At 38.1% G+C, this 13298-nt stretch carries 11 protein-coding genes; 8 read left to right on the top strand and 3 right to left on the bottom strand.

Annotated features, from left to right (window positions below; translation table 11 throughout):
• The first annotated feature begins 103 nt into the window (after nt 1–103).
• From AC1VU3_RS09965 to AC1VU3_RS09950, 4 genes are all read left to right on the top strand, one after another.
• Nucleotides 104–658: an RNA polymerase sigma factor gene (locus AC1VU3_RS09965; RefSeq protein ID WP_480388688.1), complete on the top strand. Its 555-nt coding sequence runs from the start codon at nt 104–106 to the stop codon at nt 656–658.
• Nucleotides 648–2339 carry a hypothetical protein gene (locus tag AC1VU3_RS09960; RefSeq protein ID WP_480388433.1) on the top strand — a complete coding sequence of 564 codons (1692 nt, stop codon included), beginning with the start codon at nt 648–650 and terminating at the stop codon, nt 2337–2339. Before AC1VU3_RS09965 ends, AC1VU3_RS09960 begins: the two co-directional genes overlap by 11 nt.
• 75 nt (nt 2340–2414) lie before the next feature.
• Entirely contained in the window at nt 2415–2786 is a 372-nt protein-coding gene (gene yugI, locus AC1VU3_RS09955; protein WP_480388432.1) for a S1 domain-containing post-transcriptional regulator GSP13, read from the top strand.
• Between the two features lie 117 nt (nt 2787–2903).
• Complete coding sequence (locus AC1VU3_RS09950) at nt 2904–3566, top strand: hypothetical protein (RefSeq protein WP_482983384.1); 663 nt, start codon at nt 2904–2906, stop codon at nt 3564–3566.
• A gap of 403 nt (nt 3567–3969) precedes the next feature.
• On the opposite strand, the gene AC1VU3_RS09945 is transcribed toward AC1VU3_RS09950, so the two are convergent.
• Nucleotides 3970–5265, bottom strand: coding sequence for an AAA-type ATPase lid domain-containing protein (locus AC1VU3_RS09945; RefSeq protein WP_482983383.1), 1296 nt, complete (start codon nt 5263–5265; stop codon nt 3970–3972).
• Between the two features lie 133 nt (nt 5266–5398).
• Here AC1VU3_RS09945 and pruA point away from each other — a divergent pair, with 133 nt between their 5' ends.
• The 4 genes from pruA to AC1VU3_RS09925 all read left to right on the top strand — a co-directional run bounded on the left by pruA (nt 5399) and on the right by AC1VU3_RS09925 (nt 10763).
• Complete coding sequence (pruA, locus tag AC1VU3_RS09940) at nt 5399–6943, top strand: L-glutamate gamma-semialdehyde dehydrogenase (RefSeq protein WP_480388429.1); 1545 nt, start codon at nt 5399–5401, stop codon at nt 6941–6943.
• Nucleotides 6944–7006: 63 nt separating this feature from the next.
• Entirely contained in the window at nt 7007–8200 is a 1194-nt protein-coding gene (locus tag AC1VU3_RS09935) for an ornithine--oxo-acid transaminase (protein WP_482983382.1), read from the top strand.
• Between the two features lie 82 nt (nt 8201–8282).
• Nucleotides 8283–9527, top strand: a complete 1245-nt coding sequence (locus tag AC1VU3_RS09930; protein ID WP_480388427.1) for a Glu/Leu/Phe/Val family dehydrogenase — start codon at nt 8283–8285, stop codon at nt 9525–9527.
• Nucleotides 9528–9599: 72 nt separating this feature from the next.
• Nucleotides 9600–10763, top strand: a complete 1164-nt coding sequence (locus AC1VU3_RS09925) for an iron-containing alcohol dehydrogenase (RefSeq protein WP_480388426.1) — start codon at nt 9600–9602, stop codon at nt 10761–10763.
• 307 nt (nt 10764–11070) lie between these two features.
• Here AC1VU3_RS09925 and AC1VU3_RS09920 read toward each other — a convergent pair whose 3' ends face one another.
• Nucleotides 11071–12069, bottom strand: coding sequence for a cation diffusion facilitator family transporter (locus AC1VU3_RS09920; RefSeq protein WP_480388425.1), 999 nt, complete (start codon nt 12067–12069; stop codon nt 11071–11073).
• Between the two features lie 27 nt (nt 12070–12096).
• The gene (locus tag AC1VU3_RS09915; RefSeq protein WP_480388424.1) at nt 12097–12819 is read right to left on the bottom strand and encodes an MgtC/SapB family protein; all 723 of its coding nucleotides are present in this window, start codon (nt 12817–12819) and stop codon (nt 12097–12099) included.
• Between the last annotated feature and the right edge of the window lie 479 nt (nt 12820–13298).

Genomic DNA, 13298 nt, shown 5'->3' with positions numbered 1-13298 from the left:
CTTTATTGTACAAAGGAGTTTTCAAAAAGTATAGGGGGAAATGTAACAAATGCTAATAAACTTTCGTACCACTTATAACCAACAGAGAGAGCGAGGGGGAAGTATGGAAGAATCTGATTTAATTGCTAGGGCTCAAGCTGGGGATAAAGAGGCCTACTCAGACCTTATCCGAATGCATCAGCGAACTGTAGAGAAGTTTGCGTTCCAATGCGGCGTACAAATACAAGACATTCCTGATGTGAAGCAAGAAGTTTTTATAAAGCTATACAGATTTCTTCATCAGTTTCAAAAGGATCGATTTACAACATGGCTATATAAAATAATTCTCAATACAACAAGAGATTATTATCGGAAGGAAAGGAAGGAAGCGGAAAAGGAAAAGAAAGTACAAACTTTTGGAAACAATCAATTCGTTAAGTCGCCAGAAGCTAAGGTATTAGTTTTTGAAGAGGATCGTGCCTTGCATCAATCAATACAACAATTAGATGAAAATTACCGTTTTCCGATTATCCTTTTTTATTTTCATGACCTTACTTACGAGCAAATAGCAGAAGTACTAAGTATATCTATTTCCACTGTAAAGGTGAGAATGCTGAGAGCTAAAGGTCAACTAAAAATACTACTGGTTCAAGATAGGGGGGCTGAAAATGGACAATAAAGAACTTGAAGATCGATTTGAATTTTTAAAGAAGAGTTATGATCGCATTCCCTCTGAAGATCATTCGGAGGATGTAATGAAGAGAATAGCTGAACAAGACCAGGAGCAACAGCAAAAGGGCCAGAGCACCAGAAAGACGAAATGGCAAAAGCTCGGCGTTTGGGCTGTGGGTGTAGCTAGTATTGTTATTTTCGGGTTCATAGGAGCAAGTTTTCTGCTGACAGAGGATAAAAGTGAAGCAAACCTAGAGCAGAGTGAATTGACAAAAGAAGAGATTTCTGAACAAATACTAATAATTTATGAAAGGGAACGTGAAAGCTTTCGAAAAAAATTAGATCTACCTGAAGAAGAATTTTCAGCTATTCCATTTGTACAAAATGCCGACATGTTCATTGAAAATAATTCTAAAATCCAACAGCTTTCTGGCCAAGAGGATCCTGAAGAATTTATTAAGAACTTGATTATAGATTACTTCTTTGTGCTCCCAATGGACTTGATAAATGAATTAGTGGACAAAAATCAGGTGATGCCCGAAATAGAAGCATATGAATTCTTGGAGAAATATCATCGAGCTATTAATAATTATCAGCAATACGGAAACTATGGACTGGAGAAGTACCAGGAAGAGCTTGAAAAGCTGAAGGTAAATGAAAAGTATCATTTATACAACTTAGAGGCCCAGAGAGAGAACCTACCAGTAGAGCTACAAAATATTTTGAGGATTATTGAATCGCAGGGGTTACATTTAGTCGCCACTAACGAAGAAAAAAGATTAGAGGTGAGATTTAACAGGGATAACGTATTTACTCCACATATTGAAAAGTTGCTCTCCCCACTAGCTAATTCTTATATGATGTGGATGAAGGGCTATCCAATTAATGAAGATCCTATGGAATATACATTTGAAGATACGATGGAGCCATTAATCCACCTAGAGAGCATCATGGCTGTGAAGGATCAATATGATCACTATAGCGCTGATGTAATAGGAGATAGAGAGCTAACTTATAGAAGGATATTATATGAATTAATAAAAGGAGAACAGGTTCTAAACTCAAATGGAACTGTGGATGAAAAATATCAAGATATTTGGGTAACAGCATTAAACGAATACCCTGATTCCCTTGCTGCGTTTATCATCAAGCCAATCGTAGAGGAATTTATGGCAAGCGGGTGGACAGAATCTTCCTCGTGGGAAGCCTTCTCAAGAGATGATATCACAGCGAACTTGAAAAAGTTTATGGTTGGCGAGCTTACTAGGGAAGATGATCAGGCTACCTTGATAGATGACGATTTTGTTCAAAAGATTCATGGGCTATATAAAATATACGCCGATTCCAAGGATCCAGCTTTATTGAAGGAAGCAACTCCAGAAGAGATAGTTGGGTTGTACTATTACTCCATCCAATTAAAGGATTATGACACTGTATACTCTCTCTATCTGAAGGACGGTGCTATACAAATCCCGAAAGATGAGTATATGGAAGGAAACCATGTACAGATAGAGGATATACGAAAAGAATTTTCTTCCTTTCTTTCTAGGCCGGTGAATGAGGATAAAACGGTTGTAATGTTGACTCTCCAAAAAGGAGGGAATATGTATAAAGAAGAGGAATCCATTGGCTTTCAATTAAACAAAACAGAAAATGGCTGGAGACCCCGGTTTATGCCAACACAGTGAATTTTGCCCGTCCACTTTCTATTATGCTATAATTTAACATGACCAATACGTATATAAGAAAGTAGGAAAGGCAACATGACAAACACATACAAGGTAGGAGATGTTGTAACTGGTAAGGTAACAGGGATTCAACCATATGGAGCTTTCGTTAGTCTAGATGAAGAGACCCAAGGCTTAGTGCATATTTCAGAAATCACGTATGGCTATGTAAAAGAAGTCGGGGATTTTTTGATGGTGGGGCAGCAGGTAGAAGTGAAGGTTTTAGAGGTTGATGAAGAAGCAGGAAAAATTAGCCTTTCCATCAGAGAACTGCAAGAAAAACCACCAGTAAAAAAAGAAGAGAAGCCTCGAAAATCCTTACAAGCACGTATTGATGAAAATGATGAGGAAGGCTTTAACACATTAAAAGAAAAACTGGCAGATTGGATTAAACAATCCATCCGGTAAGAAACAACAAGAGTAGACGGAGAAGCGACTGTGAAAATCGCTTCTCTTTTTTTATTTGTTAACTATTGGTAACTTTTGGATGACTATTTATGTCTAATTGTAAAAGGAGGGATGGGCATGAGACAGTGGATTTTCTTAATCGCTATTACTTTATTCCTTTTTTCTGCTTGCAATAGTGAAAATCCATATAGGCATTATAAAGACAATGAAATGATAGGAAATGTCCTTGAGATACAGGATGAAAAGACAATTCTCATTGACATTTCCGAATGGGAAAAGCGTGGTTGGATGTCCAGCTATAATACAGAAGATGAAATCTTTTATACAGCTAAAATAACGGATGAGACAGATATTATGTTTGAGGATGGGACAAACGCTACAATGGAGGATATGAAAACTGGCCAAAAGGTGTTGGTCAATCCACCAAAGCGTAAGAAAATCGAAGGCTCCCCAAAAGAACTAATATTATTAGACATGACCTTTGAAGAAAAATATGCTGGCTTACTTCCAAGTGATGGCTACCGAATTGTAGTGATGCAGCAAAAGGGGGGAATCATGTCTGTGGAAGAAGAAGTTTCTATTCTAGATATGTTGAGTTTAAAACCAAAAATCAACGCTTCATGGATGGAATATGACAAAGACTACATTGTAGATTTTCAGAAAGAGCTGGACATCAAAGAATTCCCTGCCTTACTTGTTTTTGATGAGGAAGGGCTGATCTTTCAAACGAGTCATATAGAAGAACTAAAAGCTTATATGACAAACTTAAGAAATGAATAAAATAAAAGGAAGAATGAAGTACTTCAACGTTTCTCTGGAGGTCAATATGATAAGCTTGGACAAATCCTCGGTTTCTTGATGGGTTATGTTCTTCTTATAAGTTATTTATCAAAAGCTATTTTTAAGAAGGAAACATTGATGGTTCGGAGCAGCGTCGGCGACTCCTGCGGGAGCAGGGTGGTAGGTAAGACAGCACAGCCACGCGCGTTAGCGATGGGTGCTGGCTTACCACGCCCCCGCGGAAAGCGTCCGACGATGCGGAGAACCAAAGGTTCAGAATCATACTTCCTAATCACCATTCTGTTCACCCCCAGAGAAAGCGTCTGACGCAGCGGAGAACCTAAGGTAAAAATTAAGAAGCACTTAATCATTTAAGCGCTTCTCATTCGATTTCCCTATTCTCTTATTTCTTCATTTTTCGTAAGCGATACTGAAGGTTTTGCCTGCTCATACCGAGAGCCTCAGCGGCTTTTGTGATGTTGTTGTCGTGTTTTTCCATTGCTTTTTGTAGATAATAGCTCTCTGCTTCTCTCAGATATTCATCAAGAGGTAAGAAAACCTTTTTAGAAGCTAAAATAAAATCTTCTGCTCGCTTTCCTGCATTTTGTATTTTGAATTTAAAGTGCAAAGGCAGCATATCAAATCGAAGCTTGGTCTCATTAGTGCTCATCGAACAAATTTCATCAAGGAGCAGCTCAAGCTCCTTTAGGTTGCCAGGCCATGTATAAGAAAGAAAAGCATCCATCACATCTTCTTCAATTTGCTGGATAGATGTGCCATACCGATTAAGGTATCTTTTAAAATAGTCTTCCACAAAAGGGGGAATATCCTCAGGGCGATCTCTTAACGGTGGGACTCGGATAGTAATTGTAGCAAAATGATAATACAGTTCCTTTATCAGCTTTCCTCTATTAATTAAATCAATTGGATCTTCGCCGATGCTTGCGATAAAAAGGTTACTTGTCTTATGGTTCTGCAGTATTTGATATAGCGTGTTCTGGAGCTCTACAGATAACAAGTCAATTCTTTCGCAATAGATGGTGCAATTGGAGACAGCGGAAATTTCTTGCTGAAATTTTTGGATAAAATGAAAATCCGCCATGTGGCAGTGCAAGCTTAAAAAATGCTGATTGGGCGGTGATAACTGGCGATGAATAGCTTCTGCTATGAAGTCCTTTGCTGTTCCAGCTTCTCCTATGAGCAAAACAGGCATTCTTATTTCAGATGCTTTTAAGGATTGTGCCTTTACTTCCTTCATTAAATTAGATTTGGCAATAATGGTAGAAAGGGAGATCTCTTCATCGTGTCGTTTGAATGGCTGGTAAAGAAGCTTCTCCATTGTAGTAATATCTCTGGAAAATTCAATTGCCCCAACGAGCTCCTCTTTTTCAAATACAGGGTAAGTATCATTAATGGTCGTAATTTCTTGCCCATTTCGATTCCAGTATGTTTGCTTTACTCGAAGGATGGGTTCCTTTTGATGTAGAACCTTTAAAAGTGTACTTTCCTGTTGTTCAAATCGAAAAAGCTCCAAAATAGAGCGATCTTCCACATCTGTTATATTTAATCCTTCAATTTCTCTCATTTTTTCATTATAAATGATCGTTTTACCATGTATGTCGACAGCATGAATCCCTACACCAACATGTTCTGCTGCAAATTTATAAAATGGCTGCAGCCTTTTTTCGATGTCTTCCATTATTGTCACCTCAAGAAATTTGAAAGATTTAAGTTATTTTACTTGAAAAACGCAATTATCTTTTGCATTATTATATATAGAAATGTATTAATAGTGCAAATTATTTTTGCACCTAATCTAAAGGAGGATGTTCATGATACCGTATAAGCATGAGCCGTTTACTGATTTTTCTAAAGAAGAAAATAAAAAAGCAATTAAGGATGGATATAAAATTGTAGATTCCTATCTTGGTCAGGATTTCCCGCTAGTTGTAGGTGGAGAAAGAATTACGACAGAAGATAAGATAGTTTCATATAATCCTGCTAAAAAGACACAAGTGGTAGGGAAAGTTTCGAAGGCTAGCAGAGATATCGCTGAAAAAGCTATTAAAATAGCAGATGAAACGTTTAATACTTGGAAAAAGGTAAAACCAGAAATTCGTGCGGATGTTTTATTCAAAGCTGCAACAATTATTCGCCGTCGCAAATTCGAGTTTTCTGCATTATTATCTAGAGAAGCAGGGAAAACGTGGCTAGAAGCGGATGTAGAGGTTGCTGAAGGTATTGACTTCTTAGAATACTATGGTCGTCAAATGCTTCGTTTGAAAGACGGTCAACCGGTAGAAAGTCGTCCAGGTGAATATAACCGTTATGACTACATTCCTTTAGGGGTTGCAGTTGTTATTTCTCCATGGAACTTCCCGTTCGCTATAATGGCGGGTACTACAGTAGCAGCAATGGTTGCTGGGAATACTGTTCTTCTTAAACCAGCTTCTACAACTCCTGTGATTGCCTATAAATTTATAGAAGTTTTAGAGGAAGCGGGAATGCCAGCTGGCGTTGTTAACTTTATTCCTGGTTCTGGAGCAGAGATTGGGGATTTCTTAGTAGAGCACCCACGTACTCGCTTAATCAGCTTCACTGGTTCTCGTGATGTTGGTTTAGGAATCGTAGAGAAATCTTCTAAGTTATCAGAAGGTCAAATCTGGATCAAACGTACAATCCTTGAGATGGGCGGAAAAGATACAATCGTAGTTGATAAGGAAGCAGATCTTGATTTAGCTGCACAAGCTATTGTTCGTTCTGCTTTTGGCTTCAGCGGTCAAAAATGTTCAGCTGGTTCAAGAGCTGTAATTGTCAAGGACGTATACGATGAAGTATTGAAGCGAGTTGAAGAAGTAACGAACTCTCTATCTGTTGGTATTCCTGATAATGACGAGCATTATGTAGGACCAGTAATTGATGCAGCAGCTTACAAGAAAATTATGGACTATATTGAAATTGGTAAAGGAGAAGGCCGTTTAATCACTGGTGGTACTGGTGATGATTCAGAAGGTTACTTTATTCAACCGACTGTTATTGCAGATGTCTCTCCAACAGCACGTATCATGCAGGAGGAAATCTTTGGGCCAGTATTAGGAATTACGAAGGCAAAAGATTTTGATGAGGCAATTGATATTGCAAATAATACAGAATATGGCCTAACTGGTGCAGTTATTTCGACTAACCGTATGAATCTTGAAAAAGCACGTGAGGATTTCCACGTAGGTAACCTATACTTTAACCGTGGATGCACGGGTGCAATTGTTGGCTACCAACCATTCGGAGGCTTTAATATGTCTGGTACAGACTCTAAAGCTGGTGGACCAGATTACATCCAACTTCATATGCAAGCAAAAACTACTTCTGAAATGTTTTAATTAATTACAAATGGGCAGGCACATTTTTGAAGTGTCCTGCCTGTTTTTATAGGAGGATTATTAATGACAGTTACAGGTAAAGTAATTGAACTAACAGAAAAGTTCGGTGCAAACAACTATCATCCGCTTCCAATCGTCATTTCTGAAGCACAAGGGGTTTGGGTGAAGGACCCAGAGGGAAATAAGTATATGGATATGCTATCAGCCTATTCTGCAGTTAACCAAGGGCATCGTCATCCTAAGATTATTCAAGCGCTTAAGGATCAAGCGGATAGAGTGACTTTAACTTCCCGTGCATTTCATAATGACCAATTAGGACCATGGTATGAGAAAGTTAGCTCACTTACAGGTAAAGAGATGGTTTTACCTATGAACACAGGGGCAGAGGCAGTTGAAACAGCTTTCAAGGCTGCTAGAAGATGGGCGTATGATGTAAAGGGTGTTCCAGACAATCAAGCGGAAATAATTGCTTGTACAGGAAATTTCCACGGACGTACGATGGGAGCAGTATCCTTATCTTCTGATCCTGAATATAAAAGAGGATTTGGTCCAATGCTTCCAGGGATTAAACTGATTCCTTACGGAGATCTTGAGGCTTTAAAAGAAGCGATTACGCCAAACACAGCGGCATTCTTAATTGAACCGATTCAAGGAGAAGCAGGAATTATTATTCCTCCTGAAGGGTTTATGAAAGCTGCTCTAGACCTGTGTAAAGAAAATAACGTTCTATTTATCGCTGATGAAATTCAAGCAGGCTTAGGAAGAACCGGTAAGATGTTTGCTTGTGAATGGGAAGGCATTGAGCCTGATATGTATATCCTGGGCAAAGCACTAGGAGGCGGGGTATTCCCGATTTCTTGTATCGTTGCTAATAAGGATGTATTAGGCGTTTTCAACCCTGGATCCCATGGTTCAACTTTTGGTGGAAATCCTATGGCTTGTGCAGTTTCTAACGCTGCTTTAGACGTTTTAGTTGATGAAAAGCTTGCGGAAAAATCACTAGAGCTCGGGAACTACTTTATGGAAGCGCTAAGAGAAATTAAGCATCCTTCCATTAAAGAAGTAAGAGGACGTGGATTATTTATAGGAATGGAGCTTACCGAACAGGCAAGACCATACTGTGAAGCACTAAAAGACCTTGGCTTATTGTGCAAGGAAACACATGATACAGTAATCAGATTTGCTCCTCCACTAGTAATTTCCAAAGAAGAATTAGATTGGGCATTGGATAAAATTAAAAAAGTATTCACGAATTAACAATTCTTAGACAAATTCCATTGGACATGTGATACAATGAGTGCGAAGAAATAATTATGAATTAAAGAGGCGAAATAATTATATGGCTGAAAATTTAAACCTGTTCACTTCAACGCAGGCAGTAATTAAAGAGGCTTTGCAAAAACTTGGTTATGATGAAGCGATGTATGAATTACTTAAAGAACCAATCAGAATGATGGAAGTAAGAATCCCGGTAAGAATGGATGACAACACAGTAAAGGTATTCACTGGATATAGAGCTCAACACAATGATGCTGTTGGCCCAACTAAAGGTGGAGTGCGTTTTCATCCAGGCGTAACAGATGAGGAAGTTAAAGCGCTTTCAATGTGGATGACACTGAAGTGTGGAATTGTAGATTTACCTTATGGTGGGGGAAAAGGTGGAGTAACCTGTGACCCTCGTGAAATGTCTATGGGAGAGATTGAAAGACTTAGCCGTGGCTATGTTCGTGCAATTGGACAAATTGTTGGTCCAACGAAAGATATCCCAGCTCCAGACGTTTTCACTAATGCGCAGATTATGGCATGGATGATGGATGAATACAGTCGTATGGACCAATTCAACTCTCCAGGATTTATTACTGGTAAACCACTAGTTCTTGGTGGATCACAAGGCCGCGACCGTGCGACTGCACAAGGAGTAACAATTGTTATCAATGAAGCTGCTAAAAAACGTGGAATTGATATGGTTGGCGCTCGCGTGGTGATTCAAGGTTTTGGTAATGCAGGTAGCTTCTTGGCTAAGTTCCTAAATGACCAGGGTGCTAAAGTGATAGGTATCTCTGATGCTTATGGAGCGTTGTATGATCCAAACGGTTTAGATATTGACTATTTATTAGATCGTCGTGATAGTTTTGGTACGGTTACAACTCTATTTGAAAATACAATATCTAATGAAGAATTATTAGAATTAGAATGTGATATTTTAGTGCCTGCTGCTATTGAAAATCAAATTACCTCTGAAAATGCTCATAATATAAAAGCGAAAATTGTAGTGGAAGCAGCAAATGGACCTACCACATCTGAAGCTACTCGTATTCTTTATGAGAGAGATATTTTACTAGTTCCTGATGTATTAGCAAGTGCAGGAGGAGTAACGGTATCTTATTTTGAATGGGTACAAAACAATCAAGGCTATTACTGGACAGAAGAAGAAGTAAATGAGAAGCTATTGAAAAAAATGGTGGATGCATTTGACAATATTTATGAAGTAGCAACAACGCGTAACATTAATATGCGATTAGCTGCTTATATGGTTGGTGTACGTAGAACTGCAGAAGCGTCTCGTTTCCGTGGCTGGGTATAACCAAGTTGAACCGCTTGTATTTTACAAGCGGTTTTTATTATGATTACTTTAACAGGTAAGGGAGGAATTTAGTTGAATTCATTTACATTTTATAATCCGGTTAAATTAATTTTTGGAAAAGGGCAGATTGAGAAGCTACCTACTGAGCTTTCTACATATGGCAAGAAAGTGCTGGTAGTATACGGTGGAGGAAGTATCAAAAAGAATGGCTTATATGATAAGGTAATAGACTTGCTTCAAGAAGCGGATATGGAGATTTTTGAATTGGCAGGTGTAGAGCCTAATCCTAGACTTTACACAGCTACACGTGGGGCAGAGCTGTGTAAGAAAGAAAACATAGATGTTATTCTAGCTGTTGGCGGTGGTTCCGTCATTGATTGTACGAAGCTTATTGCCGCTGGTGCAAAATATGATGGGGATCCATGGGATTTGGTTTTACGTAAGTCTCCTGTCAAGGAAGCACTTCCGTTTGGTACAGTTCTTACCCTGGCTGCTACAGGCTCAGAGATGAATTCAGGTTCTGTAATTACCAATGAAGAAACGCTAGAGAAATATGGATGGGGAAGCCCATTAACATTCCCTAAATTCTCTATCTTAGATCCGGAAAATACATTTACAGTGCCGTTAGACCAAACTGTATACGGAATTGTAGATATGATGTCTCATATGTTTGAGCAATATTATAATAATGCAACTAACACTCCTCTTCAGGATGAAATGATAGAAGGGGCGCTTAGAACGGTAATAGAGGTTGCACCAAAGCTTGTAAAGGACCTTCATAATTATGAACTTCGCGAAACAATTCTTTTCGCAGGAACTTTAGGGTTAAATGGTTTCTTGCAAATGGGCTACAACGGAGATTGGGGTAGTCATAATATAGAGCATGCAGTTTCGGCTGTATATGATATTCCGCATGCAGGTGGTTTAGCGATTATTTTCCCTCGTTGGATGAGGCATAACCTACATGTAAATCCTTCTAGATTTGCAAAGCTTGCGATTAAGGTGTTTGAAGTAGATCCTTCTGGCAAGACAGAAGAGCAGGTTGCACAAGAAGGAATCGATCGTTTAGCTGAATTTTGGGCATCCTTAGGCGCGCCATCAAGACTAGCAGATTATGAGATTGATGACACAAAGCTTGATTTAATGGTAGAAAAAGCAATGGCAAGAGGGGAATATGGTAATTTTAATAAGCTAAATGCAGAAGATACAAAAGCTATTTTAACTGCCTGCTTATAAGTGCGTTAGTAAATTCTCTATATAAGTGATAGGGGCTAAGTAAAATAAACAAGAAGCACTTATGATTCTAATTATATTTTAGAATCATAAGTGCTTTCTTAGTTTTAATACTTTATTTTTCCCTTCTTATGGTAAGCTGGCACCCATCGTTAATGCACGTGGCAGTCCTGTCATACCTACTACCATGCTCCCATAGGAGGCGTCGATACTGCTACGAGCCTATAGAGTTTCCTACTTGAAACATGGGTTCGATTATAAATTCTAATAAGAACACAATTCATAAGAAAGGAATAGTAATATCTTTCTACTATTCTACTTTGTTACTTGTCTTCAACACAGTGTGCTGGTCTTTATGATGCGTCCAGGTTCTTATTCCGTCATCCTCATCGAATGATATGGAGACATCCGTTACTCCAGGTTGATTTAGTATCAACTCTTTTACCACGTCATGGATATCATCGACTTGCTCAAAAGAAAGTGATTTGTCTACTTCTGCTCTTAGGTTTACATGCAGGTATTCTCCTTCTTTAATAACCTCTAGTTCTTGGATATCCCTTATATCGTTAACCTCTGATACGATATGAGAGATATGTACGAGCATTTGTTCATCCGTTTCGCCAAGAGCACCTCTTGCATTATCCAAGAATACTTTTCCTACTACGTAGAACATCATTACCCCGATGATGATAGAAGCAATACCCTCAGCTTGTAAAAAGCCTGTAAAGTAGGAGATTAACACTGCCACAAAAGCAAGTATACCTCCTAATGTTGCAACTAGATCCTCCATAAATACGAGTTTAGTTGCAGGTTTTGCTCTATTTAAATGAGCAAAGCTTGTAGTTAAAGGGGCCATCAAGGAGCCTTTTATCCCTGCTTCATGTAGGATTTCCTTTCCTGCTTTATACAAAACAGCAAATTCTAATAGGATGGCTATTCCTAATACGATTAAACTTATTGCTACTCCTTCTGACTCCGCAGGATGTTGAATGTGGTGCCAGCCTTCCTTTATGGTTTCGTAGGAAAGAATCCCTACTAAAATAACTGCACCGAGACATACAAGGTTTACTAAGCGACCAAATCCATTTGGAAACTTAGGAGTAGGTGCTTTTTTAGAAAGCGCTGAACCGATATATACAAAGAATTGGTTAGCCGCATCTCCGATAGAGTGCATCATTTCAGCGAACATTGCCACGTTTCCAGTAATAAAAAAAGCAACCCCTTTTAAAATAGCAATGAAAGTATTTACGATTGCTGCAATTAAAGATGGTTTGTTCCCGCTTTTCAATAGTTTAAAAATATCTCCCATAATAGTTGCTCCTTCTTCTTTTAAGTTTTAAATAGATTCTAGTTCAATTGTTTCTATAAAATCTAACTCTATAATAGATTGATAAAATTCTACCGTATTCTTCTTGGTTAGTATAGACAAACGGAGTTGAATTTCGTGTTTAATTTCCTTCTCGTCGATCCAAATATCCTTTATACGTATGTTATCTATATAGAAGCGATTTTCTATTAGATAGTCGTGAACCTTTTGGATATCTTCTAAATGAGGAACAATTACTTTTAGAGCAAGTTCTTTTGATCTTAATCTTTTTGGACCGAATTTTGTGAGGAGGGGAGGAATCAGTTCTATTCCTATAAGAACAATTAACACAGATGTAGCTGCTTCTATGTAAAACCCTGCTCCTACGGCGATACCAATTCCGCCAGCTCCCCATATCATTGCTGCGGTAGTTAGTCCGGATATACTATCATTACCTTTGCGCAGTATCACTCCTGCCCCTAAAAAACCAATTCCGCTAACAATCTGGGCAGCTAAGCGGAGAGGATCCATTGTAATGTTTACTCCTATTTGTCCTTCGTGTGCTTTATAAGCAGATTCAATAGATATGTATGTAAGTAAGCAGCTGAAAGTTGCAATTACCACACTTGTTTTAAGACCCACTGGCTTTTTTTTGAGTTCCCTTTCAATTCCTATTATCAAACTTAAAAAAGCAGCGAAAGAAAGTTTGATCATGACTTCTTTATGAAGGACTAAATCTGTTAACCAATCCATTCATTAATCCTCCTTTCTTATTGGATATTTCACCATATGTTTATTTTTGATTCTTATACTCTCACATACCCGCTTTTCAATAAATTAAATATATCTTTTTTAAGAGTGGCATTTATAAGTCAGAGTAATATTAATAGAACTTAAATAGAGCAGTTATGGAACGCTCAGATGCATTTAACAAAGGATATTATACTATTAAACAACTTTTTTTAAAAAAGGTATTGCTTTTTTAGAGAAGAAGGAGTATATTAATACTTGTCCTTCGGAACAAGCGAAAAAAACTTTCAAACGAAATAAAAAAACGCTTGACTTAATATCCGAAAGAAGTTATACTGATAAAGTTGTTGAAAGGCGACGGAAAATGAACATTGAAAACTGAACATGCAAAACGTCAAGATATACAGCGATTGAAACATATCGCAAAACAAACATGACATCATTTTATGATGATGCCAGCAAAATTTATGAGCTATCAAAGC

This window comes from Psychrobacillus sp. Z16_25, from assembly GCF_056856695.1.
The sequence above is the reverse complement of the archived record's forward strand: the minus strand, read 5'-3'. Positions and strand labels throughout refer to the sequence as shown.